This window comes from Flavobacterium sp. GW821-FHT12A05 (assembly GCF_058807735.1).
Genome location: NZ_JBXAQY010000007.1, coordinates 249972 through 270553, shown reverse-complemented (window position 1 = coordinate 270553; position 20582 = coordinate 249972). Strand labels below are relative to the sequence as shown.

Genomic DNA, 20582 nt, shown 5'->3' with positions numbered 1-20582 from the left:
ATGAAGAAAATTTATAAAGCGCCAGAAGAAATTCCCTTGCAAATTGATTTAAAAACCGTTTTCTTAGCAGGATCTATAGAAATGGATAAAGCAGTTAACTGGCAGAAAAAATGCGAAGAATTGCTGCAAGATCAATACGTTATTTTTAACCCAAGAAGAAACGAGTGGGATAGCAGCTGGTCGCAAACTATAGAAAATGATAATTTTAGAGAACAAGTAAATTGGGAACTTTCGGCTCTTGAAAAAGCAGATATTGTAATTATGTATTTTGCAGAAAATACAATGTCGCCAATATCGTTACTGGAGTTTGGACTTTATGCACAATCGAATAAAATGAAAGTAGTTGTAGAGGAAAATTTCTGGCGCAAAGGCAATATTGATATCGTATGCGAAAGATATTCGGTAGAACAATTTAAAACATTAGAAGAGTTAATTCAGAATTTATTAAATAAAAATATATGAACCCACTATTATTAACCGACGGTTACAAAGTTGACCACAGAAGACAATATCCAGACGGAACAACATTAGTATATTCTAACTGGACACCAAGAAAATCTAGATTAGAAGAAGTTGATGAGGTTGTATTTTTCGGCCTGCAGTATTTCATCAAAAAATATATCATTCATGATTTTGAAGAATATTTCTTCAAGCAGCCAAAAGAAGAAGTGATTAAGAAATATTCTAGAAGAATCAATAATTATTTGGGCGAAAATCAAGTTGGTACAAAACATATCGAAGATTTACACGATTTAGGATATATCCCAATGGTTTTTAAAGCCTTGCCAGAAGGCGCGAGTGTTCCGTTGAGAGTGCCAATGTTTACGATGTACAATACAATTCCGGAATTTTTCTGGCTTACGAATTATTTCGAAACGTTACTTTCTGCGGTTATCTGGCTTCCTTGTAACTCAGCAACAATTGCAAAAGAATATAGAAAGGTATTAGATAAATATGCTGACCAGACTTCATCTGTTCCAGAATTTGTAGATTGGCAGGCGCATGATTTCTCTATGAGAGGAATGGGCGGAATCGAAGCAGCGCTGACTTCTGCAGCTGGACATTTATTAAGTTTTACAGGATCTGATACCATTCCGGCAATAGATTTCTTCGAAGAGTATTATAAAGCCAATTCAGATTCAGAATTAATAGCAGGTTCAGTTGCTGCTACAGAACATTCTGTAATGTGTATGGGAACTACAGAAGGGGAGTATGAAACGTTCAAAAGATTAATTACAGAAGTTTATCCAAAAGGAATTGTTTCTATTGTTTCTGATACTTGGGACTTATGGAAGGTTTTAACCGATTATTTACCGCGATTGAGAGAAGATATCGTTTCAAGAGAGGGTAAAGTCGTAATTCGTCCTGACAGCGGTGATCCCGTTGATATTATCTGTGGAAATCCAAACGGAAAAACAGAACAAGAAAAGAAAGGCGTTATCGAATTGCTTTGGGATGTTTTTGGCGGTGCTGTAAATGACAAAGGATTTAAAGAATTGGTGCCGCAAATTGGCGCTATTTATGGTGACAGTATTACCGTGGCAAGAGCGATTCAAATTTGCGAAAGGTTAAAGGAGAAAGGATTTGCTTCTACAAACGTTGTTCTCGGAATTGGTTCTTTTACGTATCAATACAATACCAGAGATACTTTTGGATTTGCAATGAAAGCAACTTACGGAGAAGTAAATGGAGAAGGAAGAGCAATCTTCAAAGATCCTATTACTGATGACGGAACTAAAAAATCAGCCAAAGGATTGATGAAAATTGATTTAATCGACGGGAAGTATCATTTAACTGATAATGTTTCTTGGGAAGAAGAAAAACAAGGTGAATTGAAAGAGATTTTCAGAGATGGGAAACTTTTGATTGATCAATCGCTAAGTGAGATTAGAACTCGAGTAAAAAACAAGATAAATGTTGAAGCATAAAAACAAGAAAGCCTGAATGTAAATCCAGGCTTTTTTTATTGGGTTCTGCTTGTCATTGCGAGGAACGAAGCAATCTCATTTGCTAGATTAGTGAGTATGTTGGAGTGTGGTTGCTTCGTTCCTCGCAATGACAAGATTGTGAGTTTTTATTTCTTATAAAAATTATTATGATCGATATATTCCCAAACTTTTGGCGGTAATAAAGGCTGAATATTTTTACCCTCTTTAATGCTGTTTCTAATAAAAGTTGAAGAAATCTCTACGATTGGTGCATCGATTACATGAATTTTCGGATGCGATTTTAATTCGACATTTTCAGGTTCATCAGAAATACGCGGGTAAACATAAATGTCGTGATTCTCGAGAATTACTTCATAGTTTTTCCATTTATGAAGCGTTTTCAGATTGTCTTCGCCCATAATCAAAGAAAAATCATGATTAGGGTATTTTTCCTGTAAATGCGCTAAAGTAATTACAGTATAATTCGGCTGGGGTAATTTAAACTCAATATCTGAGGGTTTAATTTTCGGATATTCTTCTGTAGCCAGATAAACCATTTGCAAGCGCTGATGATCGTCGAGCAAAGTCGCTTTCTTTTTTAAAGGATTATGAGGCGTAACGACCATCCAAATCTGATCTAAATCTGCAAACTCGGCCATATGATTGGCGATGATCAAATGACCAACATGAATGGGATTATACGTTCCGAAGTAAAGTCCTATTTTCATTTTTTTAAGTTTCACAGAGAGTCGCTAAGATAGCACAAAGATTCGCAAAGTTTAAAATATTACTTTTGCGAATCTCTGTGTTTTTTCTTTGTGTATCTCTGCGGAATAAAATTATTTATTTACAAAATCCTTCACCAACTGATAGGCCTCTTCTTTAGCCGTATCTAAATCGTAGTTTTTTATAATAGTATCAAATTGAGGTGCCGTTGCCAGTTCAACCGATGCTTTTGCAATACGCATATTGATTTTATCATCACTTTCGGTAGAACGTTGTTTTAAGCGGCGTTTTAGTTCGTCAACACTTGGCGGTTTCACAAAAACGGCTAAAGTCTGCTCCGGAAATTTATGTTTAATACGTAATCCGCCTGCTACATCAATGTCAAAAATTACATTTTTTCCCATAGCCCAGATCCTTTCAATTTCGGCTTTTAAAGTTCCGTAGAAATTATCACGGTAAACTTCTTCCCATTCCAGGAATTCTTCGGCTTTAATATGCTTTTTAAATTGCTCCAGCGAAATGAAATAATAATCTTTTCCATGTTCTTCTTCACCGCGCGGATCACGAGAAGCTGCTGAGATCGAAAATTCTAAATTTAAATCTTCTTTCCCTAGTAAATGCTTTACTATAGTTGTTTTTCCTGATCCAGAAGGCGCTGAGAAAACAATTAATTTTCCTTTGTTCATTATTGTTATGCTTTAAGCTTTAGGCTTTAGGCCTTAGGCTTTAATTTGATTTCGTTTTTAGCTTATGGCGTATTGCCTAAAGCTTATAGCTTTAAAGTACATTCAAAACCTGTTCTTTAATCTTTTCTAGTTCATCTTTCATCATCACAACCAATTTCTGCATTTGCGCATGATTTGATTTTGATCCCATAGTATTGATTTCACGTCCCATTTCCTGAGTAATAAAACCAAGTTTTCTGCCATTAGCTTCATTTCCGCCCAAAGTTTCAATGAAATAATCTAAATGATTAGTTAAACGAACTTTTTCCTCGGTAATGTCTAATTTTTCAAGATAATAGATCAATTCCTGTTCGAAACGATTTTCATCAACATTAACCTGTAATTCAGAAATTGCAGTCTGCAGACGGTCTTTAATTGCCTGAACGCGTTCCGGATCAAGAGCCAGAGCATCGTTCATATATTGGCGGATATTTCCAATTCTAAGATTGAATTCTTTTTCTAGAGATTCTCCTTCGTCTTTTCTGAAATTTAAGATATTCTGCAAAGCTTCATCGATAATAACCTGAATCTGCTCCCAGTCATTTTCGTCGATTTCCTCACGCTCTGTTTTTAAGGTATCCGGCATACGAACGGCCATTTTCATTAATTCAGTTTCATCGGCATCCGGATAAACTTCTTTTAACTGAGCAATATAATTTTTTACAACAGGAACATTTACCTTCGTCGAAGTCTGCTCAGCAGTACTTTCAATGTAAATTGCAAAATCAACTTTTCCTCTTTCCAGTTTTGTTGAGATTTGCGTTCGAAGACCCAATTCCATTTCGCGGTAAAGCGAAGGCATTCTTACGTTTAGGTCTAAACCTTTACTGTTTAAGGACTTTACTTCGACTGTGATTTTTTTTGTAGGCAATTGCAAAGAAGCTTTGCCAAACCCTGTCATAGATTGTATCATATAATTGAGTATAAAGGCGCAAAGATAAATAAAACTTTGCTGTGTTTAGTCGTAAAATGCTAAACTGTTTTATGCTGAACAACTTAAAGTTTTTTGGGCGTTCCCTCCGGTCGGGCTATCCGCTCCCAATCTTTTTTTGAGCAGAAAAAGCTCAAAAAAAGGATTTCCGCTTCTATCCCTAACGCAAACTCAGATTCATTAGAACTTTTGGATATTATTCACCCAAAGCTTTCATAACCTGAAGAATGTTCTGCTGGCTGTTGCCAATGTAGATTTTATCCTCAATAATAAAAACCGGACGGCTTATAAAAGTATAATGTTCCAGGATGTATTTTTTAAAATCAGCTTCGGTAAGAGATTTATCTTTTAGACCCATTGATTTGTACAATTGTGCTTTTTTGCTGAACAAAGCTTCGTAACTGCCGGAAAGTTTATACATTTCTTCCAGCTCAGCTTCGGTAATTGGATCTTGTTTGATGTCGTGAAAAACCAAATTGTTTTTTGGAAGACTTTTGATAATTTTTCTACACGTGTCGCATGAAGCTAAGTAATATATTTTGTCCATTTTTTTTGCTTTTATTAGAATACAAAGAAAATTCATTTGAAACTGAAAATTGCCTATTTTTAGAAAAAAAATAAAATTATGAATTCAGTTTTTGATGTACAGAAAACTATTAGAGAGATTCTTTTGAAGATATTAGATAATCATTCATTAGAACAATTAAACAAGATTCCAACAGGATTCAGTAATAATATAATTTGGAATGTCGCGCATTGTGTCGCTGCACAACAAACGTTGGTTTACAAATTATCGGGCCTTCCAACAATGGTTTCAGAAGATTTTATTTTAAAATACAGAAAAGGGACAAAGCCTGAAGGAGATGTTTCGCAAGCTGAGGTCGACGAAATAAAAGCTTTGCTTACTGCAACATTAGAGAAAACACAGAATGATTTTGAAAGCGGTCTTTTTGTTGATTATAATGAATATACAACCAGCATGGGATTTACACTTAAAAATATTCAGGGTGCTTTGGATTTTAATAATTACCATGAAGGAATTCATACCGGAATTATAATGTGCATTAGAAAGTTTGTTTAAATAAAAAATGCCCCAAATAGTGTCTAACTTTTTGGGGCATGTTCATTTCCGGACGGTTTTTTTTTATTCTATAATCGTTTCTATTGTTACTTTCATGGCACCGGCACCTTTGTGCTTTGTTATTTCCATAAAGGCTCTTTTTGAAAGATCTATTTCGCGGGTTTTTACAAATGGACCACGGTCGGTAATTTTTACAATTACAAATTTTCCGTTGGCTTCATTAGTCACTTTAACTCTTGTTCCAAAAGGAAGTTTTTTGTGTGCAGCGGTATATTTGTTGTTGTTAAATCTGCTGCCGTCAGCTGTTTTTTTACCATTAAAACGGTCTGCGTAGTAGGAAGCATGTGCCGTTTTTTTATATAATTTCAGTTTTAAACCTTTATCTGTAAAAACAGAATCTGTAGGAAGTGCAATTATATTTGGTTTGACATTTTTTACAGTATCCTGTGGTGCTTTTGGCTCAATTACCGGCTTTGTCTGGCTTATTACGTAGGTATAACAGCTTAGCAAAGTTATTGCAAATGTTGTAAGTATGATGTTCTTTTTACTCATGGGTTATTTTTTTTCAGACTTGGGGGAGTTTGTACAAATAATATGCCGAGATAAAAAAAGCCCTATTTTTCTAGGGCTTTAATTGGTTGTTACGCGAACCATAGGTTCCATGGAATTCTACTTAAAATAAGTATTAATCCTAATCCGTAAAAAATAGCAAAAGTTTTAAATTTAGCTTCGCTATTGATTAATTTTTTATGTTTTGACCATCCAATAGTAATTAAAACAATTGCTATAAGGTTGATTAACGGGTGCTCTAATGAAGTTAATCTAAGCGCAGCATTAGACATTTGTCCTAAAGAATCTTTTCCTAGCGGAGAAACAAAATAAAGGATTAGTCCAATTAATAATTGCGTGTGCGTTCCGATTAATGCAAACAAAGAAATTTTACGATCCTTTGCGGTAAATTCTTTTTTAGAAGTAAGGCCGATGATAGCATTGATTACGGCAATCAATAAAAGCAATAATGCTAAATATGCCCAGCCAGAGTGTAATTTTTGTAAAAAATGGTACATAAACTGTGTTTTTTTGTTAAAAACAAATATAGCAAAAAAGGCTATAAAAAAACGGCACTGAACTTAAAAGTCAATGCCGTTAATGATATTTATTTAGATTCTAAATATTAGAAATCGTAACGTAGAGTAAAGTTCCAAGTTCTTCCGAAACCAAAGAATACCTGGTTAACATTTGCTACACCTTTGTAAAGCATACCGTTTGAAGCGTATGTTCCTTTAGATCCAACTGGTTGTCCAGCAGCAACTGGCAAGTTGTCATCAGCAAAAGTATTTGTTCTTGACTCAGCGATGTAAATTTTGTCAAATAAGTTATTTACGTTTAATCTGAAATTAACTGATTTGTCTTTGTTTTTACCTGTTAACATTTTGTATGAGAAACCAGCGTCGAATAAACCGTAAGATGGTAACTCTAATGCACCTTTGTTAGTTGGGCTTGTAAAGTTAGTTGGGCTTAATCCAGCGTATAATTTATCATTAAAGTTGTAGTTAGCATCAACAGTTACTCTTGTTAAAACTTCGTAAGAAGCTCCTAAAGAAGCTGTCATTTGAGCAGCGTCACCAACTTTTACTTTGTCCATGTATACTGTAGCTGCAGTGTATCCTACAACAGGAGTATTATCTGCTTGGTAGTATGCATTAACAGTTGCGTTTCCTTTGTATTCCCAGATTCCGTAAGAGAACATAGCGTTAACTCTAAATTTGTCTGTGATGTTAGAAGATCCTTCAAACTCGATTCCAGAGTGAACCTCGTTAAGACCTGTAAACTCAGTATAAGTTGTGTTAGCTACGATTCCTCCACCAGCTGGAAGTGCGTTACCTTTTAAGTATCTGTCATTCCAAGTTGTGTTGTAAAGGTTTACAGTAGCGTTAAAGAATCTTGAACGGAAACCGTATCCTGCTTCAAATCCAGTAATTTTCTCATTAGTAAGATTAGGGTTTACTGTAGATCTGTTGTTTGGATAAACTGAGTTAAAGAATGGTTGTCTTGAGTAGTATCCAGCATTAACGTAAACATTATGCTTTTCGTTGATGTTGTAGTTAGCTCCACCTTTTACGTTTCCACCTAAGATGTTTTTGTAGCTTGTAGAAGATAATGGATCTGTTGGTAAGTAAACAAAATCATCTTCTCTTTTAAACCCTTGTTGAGAAATTGCTCCCTGAACAAATGCAGTTAAATCGTTTTTAGAGTACTCTAATTGAGTAAATGCACCATACCATCTAACTTTTCCTGTACTGTTGAAAGAAATTTTATCGTAGTTCTTTTTATCGAAAACATTCCATTGAACATCTGTTGGGTAAGTTGTTGTTAAGTGTCTTCCTGCTGGTTTTTGAGCAGCAATAAAGTTGTCATAATACTCGTCTCCACCTAATAAATCATTTACTACTGTAAAGTGATATCCTGTGTAAGTTCTAGCATCAATACCAAAGTCTAATGTTAACGTTTCAGATAATTTTTTGTTTAAGTTAATTACCGCTCCGTACCAGTCATGAGAGTTGATTGATGAAGTTTGAGAAATACCAGAAGTATTGATATTTGTACTTGGGTTGTAATCGTTTATGTTTGAGCTTGTATTGAAATACGAGCTGTTTTGATAAACGCCGCCAATTTTTGTTCTTGTTTGAGGACCTGTAAGACCACCAATTGTAACTGTTTGACCAGAGTTGTAAGCTACAATTTTATCATAATCGATTAAACCATCAGGTCTTCTGAAAGCTAAAACGTCATTATATCCTTTTCCTTTGATACCACCAGTTGCACTAGCTCCAGCACCACGACCCATAGAAGCGTAAAGAACAGAAGAAAGTTTAGTAGTTTCGTTGATTTTATAATCCCAGTTGAAAGCAGCGATAGGCTTGTGGTAGTAGTTTTTTCTAATGTTGTACTCTTCACCATTTAAGTAACCTGTATCAGCATTATATCTGATGTTTGGTTTGTCAAGAGAACCATATTGTTGGTAAACAGCGATTGTAGAAGCTGTAGATCTTTGGTTGTGCCATTGAGGTGCACCAGTTACAGTTAATTGGAAATCGTGTTTGTCGTTTTTAGTAGAATATCCTAAAGCAATGAAGTAGTTTGATCCTTCAAATTTAGTTCCGTCAACATATCCATCTCCCATTGTTTGAGAAAGTAATACAGAAGCAGAAAGACCATTGCTTAATTTTCCTGTATTGTATGAACCTTGAATTTTGAAATTTCTTCCATTTCCAAATCCAGAAGAAACAGATCCTCCTTCTTTCATGTCAGAAGATTTAGTAACAACGTTGATTGTTCCCCCTACAGATGGCGTAGCCAATTTAGAAGAACCTAAACCTCTTTGAACCTGCATAGCAGATGTAACATCTGATAAACCAGCCCAGTTACTCCAGTAAACAGAACCATTTTCCATGTCGTTAACCGGCATACCGTTAATCATAACAGCGATGTTATTTTGGTTGAAACCACGAATGTTAATTCTTGAATCTCCAAATCCACCACCTGATTTAGTAACATACACAGAAGGTGTATTTCTTAAGATTTCAGGAAATTCCTGAGTTCCTAATTTTTCTCTAATTTCTGCAGCTTTAATTGTAGAAACAGCAACCGGAGTTTTTCTGTCTTTTGCAATATCTACAACTGTACTTTTTACAACAATCTCGCTTAATTCGTTTGAATTAGAAGATAAAACGATAGTTCCTAAGTTTGTAGTACCACCGTTTGAAACAGAGAATCTTACAGTTTGATTTTCGTAACCTAAGTAAGAAACAACAACTTCTCCTGTGCTTGTTGTTGCGTTTAGGGTAAATTTACCATCAAAATCTGTTGAAGTTGACGCAGAAGATCCTTTGATCTGTACGTTTGCTCCTGGTAATGAACCAGTACCGTCGGTAATAGTACCAGTAACTTTTCCTTGTGAAAATACGGTTGAAACTATCATAAAAAATAGTCCAGTAAGTAACCAATTTTTCATTTTCTTCATTTGTTATTTAGTTTATTGTTTTTGGCAAAATTATAACAATAAAATCAGATAATGTTATCAAAATGTTAAGAAAAATAAGTTTTGTAATTAGTGTTGCGTATTAAAATGAATTTTTCTTTTTTCTTTAAGAAAAATGATGATTTGTTGAATTTGGATGCCTTAATTTTGTTAAAATAACAATGTTTTGAATAAAGACGTAGCCTAAAACTTTCAATTTATGTTAAAATATAGTGTCTTTGTAGTTGTTCTATACGAAAAAACGCCTTAATTTTTGTTAAATTAAGGCGTTTCAGTGTTTTATAAAAGCAAACTTTTAGTTAATTTTTATTTATTCTTTAAAAAGTGATTCAATAAAAACGAAGTAGAACTGTCGTGATCCTTAACAGTTTTAGAATTTATTTCGTCTAAAATGGAGTTTGCTAACTGTTTTCCTAATTCAACGCCCCATTGATCAAAGCTGAAAATATTCCAGATTACACCCTGAACAAAAATTTTGTGTTCGTATAAAGCGATTAATGATCCTAAACTTTTTGGAGTAAGTTTTTGAATTAGAATTGTATTAGTTGGTTTGTTTCCTGTGAAAACTTTAAAAGGCAATAAATAAGAAGTTTTCTCTGCCGGTAAACCTTGTTTGTCAAATTCTGCCTGAACTTGCGCCGGAGTTTTTCCGTTCATTAAGGCTTCAGTCTGAGCAAAGAAGTTTGACATCAATTTATTATGATGATCTTCGTTTCCGTATAATGGTTTTACAAAACCGATAAAATCAGTTGGAATTCTTTTTGTTCCCTGGTGAATCAATTGGAAAAAAGCATGCTGCGAGTTTGTTCCTGGCTCTCCCCAAATAATAGTTCCAGTTTGGTAATTAACAGGTTTTCCGTCACGTCCAACACTTTTACCGTTACTTTCCATAGTTGCCTGTTGTAAATAGGGAGCCAGTTTTGATAAATATTGTGTGTACGGAATTAAAGCTTCGCTTTCGGCACCAAAGAAATTATTATACCAAACACTTAATAAAGCTAAAATTACCGGAATGTTTTCGTCAAATTCTGCCGATTTGAAGTGATCGTCCATTTCGTTAGCACCTACTAATAATTGGTTGTAATTGTCAAATCCAATTGCCAGTGCAATGCTCAATCCAACGGCGCTCCATAAAGAGAATCTTCCTCCAACCCAATCCCACATTGGGAAAATGTTGTCTGGGTTAATTCCAAATTCAGTTACTTTTTGAATGTTTGTTGAAACCGCCACAAAGTGTTTTGCAATATCTTCCTGAGAAGCTGATTTCAAGAACCATTCTTTAATCGTTTCAGAGTTTGATAGTGTTTCCTGAGTTGTAAAAGTTTTAGAAACAATTAAGAAAAGTGTTGTTTCTGGATTTAGTTTTTTGATAATTTCATTTACGTGATCACCATCTACATTCGAAACGAAATGCGTGTTCAAGTGGTTTTTGTAAAATTGTAAAGCTTCAACTGCCATAACCGGACCAAGATCTGAACCTCCAATTCCAATATTTACAATATCAGTAAAAGCCTTTCCTGTATAACCTTTTCTTTCTCCCGAAATAACTTCGTTTGTGAAATTTTTGATTTTGTTTTTTACTTCGTAAACTTCCGGAATGACGTTTTCTCCATCAACATTAATTACTGACGATTCCGGAGCACGTAAAGCAGTATGAAGAACAGCGCGATTTTCAGTTTGGTTAATTAACGCTCCGCCAAAATATTGAGCAACTGCATCTTTTAATCCAATAGAATTTGCCAATTCTAACAAAAGAGAAACAGTTTCCTGACTGATATTGTTTTTAGAATAATCTACTAAAAAGTCGTTCCATTGCAAGTTGAATTTTTCAGCACGAGCAGTATCTTGTTTAAACAATTCTTGTATTGTAGTTTCATGAATTGCATTATAGTGGTTTTGCAGATTTTTCCACGCTTCAGTCCCGGTTGGGTTTGTTGTGTTTAAAGCCATTTGTATTTTTATTGAAGATTTTGTTTTTTTTAGTAACACAAAAATACTGAAATAACTTTTAAAAGGATAATGGATAAGGATTATATAACAATTAGTTACGAAAACGTTTTATGTCGGTAATTTCAAATTCTACCAAATCTTCCACCATGGCTTTTTATTGATCGCTATAATTTTGTTCGAAACATCAACATCAATTCTTTTTGGAGATTCGTTTTTAATTTTAGAATCATCAAAAAAAAGTTCACCATTATCGCTCATTCCAAGTGGCGATTTGGTTCTTTCTTTCCAGTTTTCGGTCTGTAATACTGGAATTAAGTCAGTATCGATTTTTTCGCGAAAGCGTTTTTGAGCTTTTTCTGTGATTTCTTCTTCCAGATTGGAGGATGAATTTTTAAAAAGAGAAAGTGAATTGTCTGGTATGTTTAAAATAAAAACCTGTGTTTTATCACCAATTTTATAAATATCCAACACTTTAAAATAAGCAATAGTGTCTAATAGAAAATGACCGATTTTTGCTGAGTCGGGATTGAATTTTGATAAATCTTTTGCGTGTGCGCTTGCTATTAAATACCTGAAATTTCCCGAAAGACCTCCGCCCATAGAAGTCATATCAGTAAATCCTTTTTCCTGAATAATCTGTCCGACTTTGTAATTTGAAATTAAATTTTCTGGTAAATTGGTATCTCTGTAAAATAGTTTTAAATCTGAAAAAGTTTCATTGTAAATCGCTTTAAGCCGATCGTTTTTCATGTTTTCTATTTTTTTTAGAATTGAATTTTTAAATGCTACAAATTCCCAATGCTGTCCAATTCTCTTTTCAAAGGTTCGATTTGTTTAAAGAAACGGGTTTTGTCATTTCCGGTTAAAGATTCTCCGGTTGGTAAATTTAAGCGAAGCGCATCTACCTGAACTCCGTTTTTCCAGAAGCGGTAACACACGTGAGGCCCAGAAGCTAAACCAGTACTTCCAACTAAACCAATAGTTTGTCCTTGCGTAACCCTTTGTCCGCGTTTTACCAAAATTCTGGACATGTGTAAATATTGCGTAGAGTAGGTTCCGTTGTGTTTTACTTTTACAAAGTTTCCGTTTCCTGCTGTATATCCGGTTGCTTCTACAACTCCAGATGCAGTTGTTGAAATAGGTGTTCCGGTTGGAGCAGCGTAGTCGGTTCCTTTATGTGCTTTCCAGGTATGTTGTACTGGATGAAATCTGTTCATAGTGAATCTTGAAGTGATTCGGCTGAACTTAATTGGCGTTTTTAAGAAAAAGTTCTTTAATGTTTTTCCTTCGTCATCATAATATTCAATCTTTCCAGAAGTAGTATCTCTTTCAAAAGGAAAGGCATAAATGATTTTGCCTTTATATTCAAAGAAGGCTGCTTCAAGTTCTTCAACGCCGTCGTATGTTTTACCGTTTATAAAACGTTCCGTGAAGATTAAACCGTAGCGATCGCCTTTTTTAAGTTTGAAGAAGTCAATTGACCATGAAAATACTTTTGTAATTCTGCTGGCAAGAGCGGTTTCTACACTTTCGTTTCCTAAAGTTTCAGATAATGAACTTTTTAAAACGCCTCCAATAATTTTTCTTTTTAAGGTAACCGGTTTTACTTTTTTATATGCTTTTGCAATGCTGTCTCTTAAATCGATTACATAATAAGACAAAGCATCAGGCTGATAAATAAAAACCTGAAGATTATTTGTTTTGTTTTTTGAACGAAGTAAAGTAAAAGGTTTATTGTATCGAATAGACCTAACATTAAAAGAATCTTTTACCTGTTCTACAATGTCATGCACCTTTTTATTGCCAATATTTTGACTTTGTATAATGGAACCAAAGGAATCTCCTTTTGATATAGTATCATTAACAACATTAAAATCAGCGTAATTAAAACCGAATTCTACTTTTTTAGTTTTTGGTTTTGTAATTTTAATTTCAACTTTTTCTTCGGCTTTATGACATGAAAATATTGAAAATAATACTATTATAATTACGAATGCTTTTTTCAAACTCTTTAAATTTTTTAGGAAATTAAGCGGTTGGTTCATTTCCCCAATTGGACAATTCTTCTTCGGTCCACAATTTAGGAAAAAAGATGCGTCTTTGGTATTTTGGATGCATATATTTTTGCCAGTCACTTCCTCCGGTCGCTTCACCGTTTCCTTTTCCGCTTTCTAAAATATATTTTATAGCGGTATTTAAATGCTGCATTACCCAGGTAATGTTCACAGTATGATCGTAATGGCGCATTGCTTTTATCAATTCAGGATTCTGCTGATCTTCAATTGGCAGCTGCGTAAATTTTTGCCAAATGTTTTTCGTTTTAAACGAAGTCATTTGTCTTAAGAACTGATCTTTGTATTTTTTTTCGAACTCATTAAGTAAGTACGATTTTTCGCCGGTATGATAATCCTTTCCTGCGGCCTGCCAATATAAATGCTCAAAACTGGTTTCAAGATCTGTGTTTTCGTCAAAGTTTGCTTTGTATCTGCGGTCCGTTAAATTGATAACATCTGTAGAGGCAAACTCAATCAATCTATATTGTGCACTTTGAAATCCGCTTGCAGGAGTAAGCGTGTTTCTAAACTTCATATATTGGTCAACTTCCATTCCGTTCTCCATAATACTGAACGAATTGGTCAGCATATCAAAATAACGTGTAATTCTGGAAAGTCTTTCGCTGAAAAAATCAACCTGAATGTTTTGTGTGTCGGCAATCTGATCGATTTCCCACAAAATCATTTTAAAGATTAATTCGTTTACCTGATGATACATGATAAAAACCATTTCGTCAGGAAGCGTCGTACGTTGTGTTTGTATATTTAGAAGAGCATCTGTTTGAATATAATCCCAATAGGTAATGGGTTTTGACCAAAGTAATCCTTCTAACTGAACATCAGTTTTTTGGTTTATTGCTTGAAATTTAAGGTCAATTTCTTTTAAAATTGATTCTGAATGCTCAGTAAGGTTCATTATTTTTTAACTTTAAATGGATTTTTTAATCCTTTATATTCATCAAGATCTGCTTTCAGAGATCCAACAGCTAAATCGGCTTTAATTCGAATTGGAACTTTGTTGTCGTCGTCTGTAATCCAGAGGGTTAAACTTTCTTTTTCTTTGAAAACTCGTCCTGTTTGTACAAGTGGTTTAAAAACCATCGTAGAAACGGACCCAAATTTAGTCGTAATATCTTGACGGCCTACATATTTTAACTTAAATTTTGTGATTTCGTCATCAAAAAACATGTCAATTGTAATCGCTTCGCCCGATTTTAATTTGTCAATATTAGGATGGTTTCTTAAGAAGTAAAAAGCTGACACTATATCTTGCACGCTCTCAGTGACTACGATTGTTTTTTCGGTTTTACGTTTATAGTCTTTTACTAAAACGCGATTTTCATTTTGATTAAAAAAACCTTCCTGATTTTTGGTGTAACCTCCTTCGTCGATTTTTCTCACAAAGCGATAAGGGTAACCGGTTTCTTTGTCGAAATAGCTTTCGTAAAGATCTTCGACTTTAAAGAAAAATTTTGACATTCCGGTTGTATATCCTTTACCAACAGCATGATGCACTTTTTTGTTGTTTATAGTAGCATCTTTAATTTCGAGGGTTGCATATCCGGCGTTTACGATTCCGTAATGGATTCTAAATTTGAAATATTCTCCAGTGTCAAAAGCATTTTCTCTTTGAGTATCGAAAGCTAAAGTGGAGAGAATTAATATAGCGAGGACGAATTTTTTCATAGTACAATTTTTACATTTCATTATAAAGGTAAATAAATGCAAATTCTATTCCAAATGTACTAAAACAAAAAAACTCAGTCAAGAAGACTGAGTTTTTATGCTATTAACTAACCAAAAAACTATAAATTATGAAATTTATATCAATTCAGAAGGAAACCACCCCTTCTTGATTTGCGAGTGCAAAGATAGATACAAAATCCATAAAAAAAATAGTGAATTGTAAGTTTAACATAACATTTGCATAAAAATCATCATTTTACAGAGAATTTTTTCGCATAATGTAAAAATAATGCATTTTTACAAAGTTCCTCTCAATTCTTGTTCTCTCTCAATTGACTCAAACAGCGCTTTAAAGTTCCCTGCACCAAATCCTTTTGCTCCCATTCTTTGAATAATTTCGAAGAAAAGGGTAGGTCTGTCCTGAACAGGCTTTGTAAATATTTGCAAAAGGTAACCATCTTCGTCGGCATCGACCATGATCGCTAACTTTTCAATTTCATTAATATCTTCTTTCATCATATCCATGTGAACTCCTAATCTTTCAGGAATTGCCTGATAGTAGGTATGAGGTGGAGCCGATAAAAATTCTACACCGCGCGCTCTTAATTGTGATACTGTTTTAATAATATCATCTGTAGCAATAGCGATATGCTGAATTCCAGGTCCGCCGTAGAAATCTAAATATTCTTCAATCTGCGATTTTTTCTTTCCTTCGGCTGGTTCGTTGATTGGGAATTTAATTCTTCCGTTTCCGTTAGACATTACTTTGCTCATCAAAGCTGAGTACTCTGTAGTAATTTGTTTGTCATCAAAAGACAGGAAGTTTACAAATCCCATTACGTCTTCGTAGAATTTTACCCAAGTATTCATTTCATTCCAACCCACGTTTCCAACCATGTGATCGATGTATTTTAATCCAGTTGGTTCCGGGTTGTAATCTGATTTCCATTCTTTGTAGCCAGGTAAGAAAACACCGTTGTAGTTTTTTCTTTCTACAAAAATGTGAACCGTTTCTCCGTAAGTGTAAATTCCCGAACGAATAACTTGACCAAATTCGTCTTCTTCAACAGTTGGTTCCATAAAAGAACGTGCGCCGCGTTTCATGGTTTCTTCGTAAGATTTTGTAGCATCTTCAACCCAAAGTGCTGCAACTTTTACTCCGTCACCATGTTTTTTCAAATGTTCGTTAATTGGAGAATCTGCTGTTAAAGGCGTTGTTAAAACGATTCTGATTTTATCTTGTTTTAAAACATACGATGCTTTGTCTTTTACTCCGGTTTCTAATCCAGCATAAGCTAATGACTGATATCCGAAAGCAGTTTTATAATAATGCGCAGATTGTTTTGCGTTTCCTACATAGAATTCTACATAATCTGTTCCTAATAACGGAAGGAAATCTTGTGCTCCTTCAAAGATTTTTTCTAATCCGTATTCTACTGATTTTACTTCTTTACTCATTGTGTTTATTTGTTTAATCGGTTAATCGTTTAATTGATTTTCCGAATGTTGTGTTTAAAATTTGTTTTTTACCGCAAAGAGCGCAAAGATTTTTTATCAATAAGGTTTTGTAAAATCGCAAAAGAACGCAAAGCTTTGTGAACTTGGTTTGATAAAACTTCCTTGAAAACTTTGTGAACTTTGCGTAAAATCCTTTGTGGACTTTGCGGTTAAATTCGGTTAGTTATTCAGTCCAGGATTTGTAATACTGCCCATCATCCAATCCCATTGCTTCTTCCGTTACCATTAATGGACGGAAAGTATCAACCATAACGGCTAATTCCTGAGTTTCTTTATGACCAATACTGCGTTCCATTGCGCCTGGTGCGGGACCATGCGGAATTCCTTTTGGATGTAAAGTAATATGTCCCTGCTCGATATTATTACGACTCATAAAATCGCCATCAACATAATAAAGTACTTCGTCTGAATCTATATTACTGTGATTGTATGGCGCCGGAATTGCTTTCGGGTGATAATCGTAAAGTCTTGGGCAGAAGGAACAAACGACAAAAGTGGCCGTTTCAAAAGTTTGATGTACCGGAGGCGGTTGGTGAACACGCCCGGTTATAGGCTCGAAATTGTGAATTGAAAATCCGTATGGGAAATTATATCCGTCCCAGCCCACAACGTCAAAAGGATGCGTTGCATAAACCACTTCGTGAATCATGCCTTCTTTTTTGATTTTAATTAAAAAATCACCTTTTTCGTCGTGCGTTTCCAATTCGCTTGGCAAAATAAAATCACGCTCACAAAACGGAGAATGTTCTAAATGCTGACCAGACTGGTTTTTATATCGTTTTGGAGTATAAAATGGAGAATACGATTCTACATAAAATAGTCGGTTTTCTTCGGTTTCGAATTCGATTTGGTAAATAATGCCTCTTGGAATAATTAAGTAATCGCCATATTCAAAAGGAATATTCCCCAGCATGGTTCTTAATTTTCCTTTTCCTTTATGGATGAAAAGCATTTCATCAGCATCGGCATTTTTATAGAAATAATTTCGAAGCGATTCTTTAGGCGCAGCCAAACCAATAATACAGTCTTTGTTGACTAACATTGCTTTTCGGCTGTCAAGAAAATCATTTTCTGGTTTTAATTCAAAACCTTTAAAAAGTAATGATTTTATATTTTTTCCGATTGCAATTTTTGGTTCAACCGAATAAGAGTTTAAAATTTCTTTAACCTGAGTTGGTCTGTGAACATGGTAAGATAGAGACGAATGTCCGTGAAAACCTTCTGTTCCAAATAACTGTTCGTAATAAAATCCGCCGTTTGGTTTTTCGAATTGGGTGTGTCTTTTTTGAGGGAAATCCCCAAGTTTATGGTATAGTGGCATGGCTTTTTCAATTAGATAATTTGTAAATTAGATAATTCGAAAATTTGAATTGCAGAGTGAATAATCAGTTCAATTTTTTTCAATTGACTAATTATCTCAATTCGATAGAAGCATTATTCCGGATTTCTCTTAATGAGAAATTGAAGATACTCTAATAAACCTGTCCAATTTGTTTTCATTATGACAAATGTCGTAATTTTTATTGATCAAAATTACATATTATATTATTTATAACATAAAATATTTGTAAAAAATCAGTTTAAAACATAAAACCTATGCTGAACCATGTAAAGCTTTTTGATAATTCCGGCGACCACGATTGTTTGATTTCGATTGGGCCAATTATGGTTTCTAATCCATAACCTAAAGCATAACCCGTATATTTTGGCATTGAAACCCAGTCGACTGAGCTAAAAATGTCATCGCCCAAGTTGGCAAAATTGGCCGAAATATTAATATGGTTCTTTTTTAGAATTTCATAATCTATGGTAATATCTGATTTTATAAAACTATTTCCGGCAATACTTAAAAAGTCGTAGCCATAAAAGTAATTGAAGTTGTTGATTTTATTATATCCATAACCGCCTAATATAAAATCGAAAAACGGTACGCTGTCGCTGCCAATATTAAATCCGGCGTCGGCGCCAATTTTTATAGTGGCTTTTTTAAAGAAGGTTTTAACCAAGGCAATTTCGGCTTTTGCAATTGAGAAAGGCTTGAATTTATTTGTATAATCCGAAGATGCCATATAGGTTTGAACATCTGTAGAGAAATACAATCCTGAACTTGGATAATATTTATCGTCAAACGAATCGTATTTTAAGTAAGCAAAAGCACTGAAATAATTACTCTTGTCAATTATATTTTCGGCATTTGAAAGTGTCGGCGAATTTATTTTCAGGTATTTGTATTCCAAGCCGCCTCCCATAAGAAACTTTTGCACAAATATGGTTTGGAAATAAGCCTGATTGTTCAAGTCCATAAAATCGACATTGATCAGGTTTAAATTCTGAGTTTCTGCAAGAAGTCCGCTTAAACTAGTGGTAACATTTCTATTAAATTGGTTTAATCTCGAGCGAAAACCAAAGCTGATATTAAAACCATTTTCGACATAATAGTTTAAATCGTATCTAAAATTATCTCCCAAAATAATGTCAAGTGAAGTAACATCATTTTTTAAGAATGTTTTTTTATGTGTAAGATTCAATAAAACAGCGCTCTTGTAAAGTCCGTCATAATGAAGTCCAAGTTTTAAAAAAGTCTGGGTTGGATTTTCTTTTAAAACCAAATCAAGATCGTCTTTTTGACCATCTGGTTCCAGACAATACGAAATGGTGCTAAAGTTTTGAGTAGCATTTAAATTATTGATTCCGGTTTTTAGATCATCATACGTAATCGTGCTTCCGTTTTTAAAACGAAGTTTTCCGCGAATGTATTCTTTCGTATAATTATCTAATTGAGCTGTATTTATTTTTTCAATTTGAAGGGTGTCCGAAGCAACTTTTAATCTTGGTTTTTTATAAAAGTTGTCTTCGTTTACCAATGATTTAATTTTTTCGTAAACGGCAAAAGCAGCTTCTTCTCCTTTGCGGATGATTTCTTCGCCTTTGTCAAATGAAATTACGCCATAATCGCGAATGTCCGGTTTTATATAAACATCGGTGTCTTTTATTTTGTTTTTCATTTTGTCTATCGATTGCAGATTGGTAATCTGAACCAATATTCTAGTGGCGTTTTTAAGGTTTTTTCGTTTCATTAAATCATCCTGAACGTCAACCCCAATAATAATGTCGGCACCAAGATTACGAACTTCTTTTATAGGATAATTGTTTACAACGCCTCCGTCGACTAATAAATTTCCGTCTATTTCTACCGGAGTAAATAATGAGGGAAAAGCAGCACTGGCCATCATGGCCTGAACGAGATTTCCTTTGTTAAGCAAAACTTCTTCGCCGGTTTCTATATTGGTTCCGATACAAAGAAACGGGGTTGGTAATTTATTGAAATCACGAACGTGACGAACGTTTCTCGTTAAACTGCTTAATAAATTATAATTGTACATTCCTTTTGAAAGCGCTTCGGGAATGCCGACTCTGAATTTACTAAATGGCAAAACAATGGCGTATAATTCGTCATTTTTTTTGCCGTAAAAGTTCTTGGATGAACGCGGAATATAATCGTTTATTAAATCGTCGAAATTGGTTTTTTTGAAAATAGAATCAATTTGAGAGGCGTTGTAACCAGAAGCATAGAGTCCGCCAATGACAGATCCCATACTGGTTCCACCAATATAATCGATTTTGATTCCGGCTTCTTCCAGAACTTTCAAAACCCCAATGTGTGCAAAACCTTTGGCGCCGCCACCGCTTAATACCAAACCAATTTTAGGTCTTTTTATGCTGTCTTTTTTTATTTCCTGCGAAAATGTTTTTTCTGGAAGAAGTACTAAAAGTGTAAAAAACACCAATGCCACGCCCCAGATGGAAATGGAAAACTGCGAGAGACAAAAGGTTATTTTTTCCTGCCAAAAAAGAGCGACCCAAGAAGCTCCTTTTTTGGTATTGGAAAAAAAGCCTTTTGACCGAGTATTTGAAATGGACAGCTGGATTGGGCGCATAAA

At 34.4% G+C, this 20582-nt stretch carries 18 protein-coding genes; 3 read left to right on the top strand and 15 right to left on the bottom strand.

The features are described from left to right. Together AC1RRQ_RS17700 and AC1RRQ_RS17695 are read left to right on the top strand one after the other, a co-directional pair. Nucleotides 1–462, top strand: a complete 462-nt coding sequence (locus AC1RRQ_RS17700; protein ID WP_493024348.1) for a nucleoside 2-deoxyribosyltransferase domain-containing protein — start codon at nucleotides 1–3, stop codon at nucleotides 460–462. Next, entirely contained in the window at nucleotides 459–1928 is a 1470-nt protein-coding gene (locus tag AC1RRQ_RS17695; RefSeq protein WP_493024347.1) for a nicotinate phosphoribosyltransferase, read from the top strand. Before AC1RRQ_RS17700 ends, AC1RRQ_RS17695 begins: the two co-directional genes overlap by 4 nt. 146 nt (nucleotides 1929–2074) lie before the next feature. Here AC1RRQ_RS17695 and nadD read toward each other — a convergent pair whose 3' ends face one another. From nadD to AC1RRQ_RS17675, 4 genes are all read right to left on the bottom strand, one after another. Further along, complete coding sequence (nadD, locus tag AC1RRQ_RS17690; RefSeq protein WP_493024346.1) at nucleotides 2075–2656, bottom strand: nicotinate (nicotinamide) nucleotide adenylyltransferase; 582 nt, start codon at nucleotides 2654–2656, stop codon at nucleotides 2075–2077. A gap of 111 nt (nucleotides 2657–2767) precedes the next feature. Continuing rightward, the gene (gene gmk / locus AC1RRQ_RS17685; RefSeq protein WP_493024345.1) at nucleotides 2768–3340 is read right to left on the bottom strand and encodes a guanylate kinase; all 573 of its coding nucleotides are present in this window, start codon (nucleotides 3338–3340) and stop codon (nucleotides 2768–2770) included. A gap of 91 nt (nucleotides 3341–3431) precedes the next feature. Continuing rightward, nucleotides 3432–4292, bottom strand: a complete 861-nt coding sequence (locus tag AC1RRQ_RS17680; RefSeq protein WP_493024344.1) for a YicC/YloC family endoribonuclease — start codon at nucleotides 4290–4292, stop codon at nucleotides 3432–3434. Nucleotides 4293–4506: 214 nt separating this feature from the next. Further along, nucleotides 4507–4857 (bottom strand): arsenate reductase family protein, encoded by a 351-nt coding sequence (locus AC1RRQ_RS17675; RefSeq protein ID WP_493024343.1) that lies wholly within the window; start codon nucleotides 4855–4857, stop codon nucleotides 4507–4509. 78 nt (nucleotides 4858–4935) lie between these two features. Between AC1RRQ_RS17675 and AC1RRQ_RS17670 the strand changes: the two genes are divergently transcribed. Further along, nucleotides 4936–5391, top strand: a complete 456-nt coding sequence (locus AC1RRQ_RS17670) for a DinB family protein (protein WP_493024342.1) — start codon at nucleotides 4936–4938, stop codon at nucleotides 5389–5391. A 63-nt stretch (nucleotides 5392–5454) separates the two neighbouring features. On the opposite strand, the gene AC1RRQ_RS17665 is transcribed toward AC1RRQ_RS17670, so the two are convergent. From AC1RRQ_RS17665 to AC1RRQ_RS17615, 11 genes are all read right to left on the bottom strand, one after another. Then, complete coding sequence (locus AC1RRQ_RS17665; RefSeq protein WP_493024341.1) at nucleotides 5455–5943, bottom strand: septal ring lytic transglycosylase RlpA family protein; 489 nt, start codon at nucleotides 5941–5943, stop codon at nucleotides 5455–5457. An 89-nt stretch (nucleotides 5944–6032) separates the two neighbouring features. Then, a complete protein-coding gene (locus AC1RRQ_RS17660) occupies nucleotides 6033–6458 on the bottom strand; it encodes a hypothetical protein (protein ID WP_493024340.1) in 426 nt (141 codons plus the stop codon). A gap of 107 nt (nucleotides 6459–6565) precedes the next feature. Next, on the bottom strand, nucleotides 6566–9415 hold the full coding sequence (locus AC1RRQ_RS17655) for a TonB-dependent receptor (protein WP_493024339.1): 2850 nt from the start codon (nucleotides 9413–9415) through the stop codon (nucleotides 6566–6568). 324 nt (nucleotides 9416–9739) lie between these two features. Continuing rightward, entirely contained in the window at nucleotides 9740–11383 is a 1644-nt protein-coding gene (gene pgi, locus AC1RRQ_RS17650) for a glucose-6-phosphate isomerase (protein ID WP_493024338.1), read from the bottom strand. Between the two features lie 129 nt (nucleotides 11384–11512). Continuing rightward, complete coding sequence (locus AC1RRQ_RS17645; protein ID WP_493024337.1) at nucleotides 11513–12133, bottom strand: hypothetical protein; 621 nt, start codon at nucleotides 12131–12133, stop codon at nucleotides 11513–11515. 35 nt (nucleotides 12134–12168) lie between these two features. Beyond that, on the bottom strand, nucleotides 12169–13389 hold the full coding sequence (locus tag AC1RRQ_RS17640; RefSeq protein WP_493024336.1) for a M23 family metallopeptidase: 1221 nt from the start codon (nucleotides 13387–13389) through the stop codon (nucleotides 12169–12171). A 22-nt stretch (nucleotides 13390–13411) separates the two neighbouring features. Next, entirely contained in the window at nucleotides 13412–14353 is a 942-nt protein-coding gene (locus AC1RRQ_RS17635; protein WP_493024335.1) for a tryptophan 2,3-dioxygenase family protein, read from the bottom strand. Next, nucleotides 14353–15123 (bottom strand): DUF3108 domain-containing protein, encoded by a 771-nt coding sequence (locus tag AC1RRQ_RS17630; protein ID WP_493024334.1) that lies wholly within the window; start codon nucleotides 15121–15123, stop codon nucleotides 14353–14355. The genes AC1RRQ_RS17635 and AC1RRQ_RS17630 overlap by 1 nt, the downstream gene beginning before the upstream one ends. Before the next feature lie 297 nt (nucleotides 15124–15420). Then, nucleotides 15421–16581 (bottom strand): 4-hydroxyphenylpyruvate dioxygenase, encoded by a 1161-nt coding sequence (gene hppD, locus AC1RRQ_RS17625; RefSeq protein WP_071635490.1) that lies wholly within the window; start codon nucleotides 16579–16581, stop codon nucleotides 15421–15423. Nucleotides 16582–16804: 223 nt separating this feature from the next. Beyond that, the gene (locus AC1RRQ_RS17620) at nucleotides 16805–17962 is read right to left on the bottom strand and encodes a homogentisate 1,2-dioxygenase (protein WP_029270889.1); all 1158 of its coding nucleotides are present in this window, start codon (nucleotides 17960–17962) and stop codon (nucleotides 16805–16807) included. A gap of 259 nt (nucleotides 17963–18221) precedes the next feature. Continuing rightward, nucleotides 18222–20579: a patatin-like phospholipase family protein gene (locus AC1RRQ_RS17615; protein ID WP_493024333.1), complete on the bottom strand. Its 2358-nt coding sequence runs from the start codon at nucleotides 20577–20579 to the stop codon at nucleotides 18222–18224. Nucleotides 20580–20582 lie beyond the last annotated feature (3 nt).

Excerpts from the sequence above, each read along its gene's own strand:
- AC1RRQ_RS17700 (WP_493024348.1), top strand. The coding sequence starts at position 1 with ATGAAGAAAATTTATAAAGCGCCAGAAGAAATTCCCTTGCAAATTGAT.
- AC1RRQ_RS17695 (WP_493024347.1), top strand. The coding sequence starts at position 459 with ATGAACCCACTATTATTAACCGACGGTTACAAAGTTGACCACAGAAGA.
- nadD (WP_493024346.1), bottom strand. The coding sequence starts at position 2,656 with ATGAAAATAGGACTTTACTTCGGAACGTATAATCCCATTCATGTTGGT.
- gmk (WP_493024345.1), bottom strand. The coding sequence starts at position 3,340 with ATGAACAAAGGAAAATTAATTGTTTTCTCAGCGCCTTCTGGATCAGGA.
- AC1RRQ_RS17680 (WP_493024344.1), bottom strand. The coding sequence starts at position 4,292 with ATGATACAATCTATGACAGGGTTTGGCAAAGCTTCTTTGCAATTGCCT.
- AC1RRQ_RS17675 (WP_493024343.1), bottom strand. The coding sequence starts at position 4,857 with ATGGACAAAATATATTACTTAGCTTCATGCGACACGTGTAGAAAAATT.
- AC1RRQ_RS17670 (WP_493024342.1), top strand. The coding sequence starts at position 4,936 with ATGAATTCAGTTTTTGATGTACAGAAAACTATTAGAGAGATTCTTTTG.
- AC1RRQ_RS17665 (WP_493024341.1), bottom strand. The coding sequence starts at position 5,943 with ATGAGTAAAAAGAACATCATACTTACAACATTTGCAATAACTTTGCTA.
- AC1RRQ_RS17660 (WP_493024340.1), bottom strand. The coding sequence starts at position 6,458 with ATGTACCATTTTTTACAAAAATTACACTCTGGCTGGGCATATTTAGCA.
- AC1RRQ_RS17655 (WP_493024339.1), bottom strand. The coding sequence starts at position 9,415 with ATGAAGAAAATGAAAAATTGGTTACTTACTGGACTATTTTTTATGATA.
- pgi (WP_493024338.1), bottom strand. The coding sequence starts at position 11,383 with ATGGCTTTAAACACAACAAACCCAACCGGGACTGAAGCGTGGAAAAAT.
- AC1RRQ_RS17645 (WP_493024337.1), bottom strand. The coding sequence starts at position 12,133 with ATGAAAAACGATCGGCTTAAAGCGATTTACAATGAAACTTTTTCAGAT.
- AC1RRQ_RS17635 (WP_493024335.1), bottom strand. The coding sequence starts at position 14,353 with ATGAACCTTACTGAGCATTCAGAATCAATTTTAAAAGAAATTGACCTT.
- AC1RRQ_RS17630 (WP_493024334.1), bottom strand. The coding sequence starts at position 15,123 with ATGAAAAAATTCGTCCTCGCTATATTAATTCTCTCCACTTTAGCTTTC.
- hppD (WP_071635490.1), bottom strand. The coding sequence starts at position 16,581 with ATGAGTAAAGAAGTAAAATCAGTAGAATACGGATTAGAAAAAATCTTT.
- AC1RRQ_RS17620 (WP_029270889.1), bottom strand. The coding sequence starts at position 17,962 with ATGCCACTATACCATAAACTTGGGGATTTCCCTCAAAAAAGACACACC.
- AC1RRQ_RS17615 (WP_493024333.1), bottom strand. The coding sequence starts at position 20,579 with ATGCGCCCAATCCAGCTGTCCATTTCAAATACTCGGTCAAAAGGCTTT.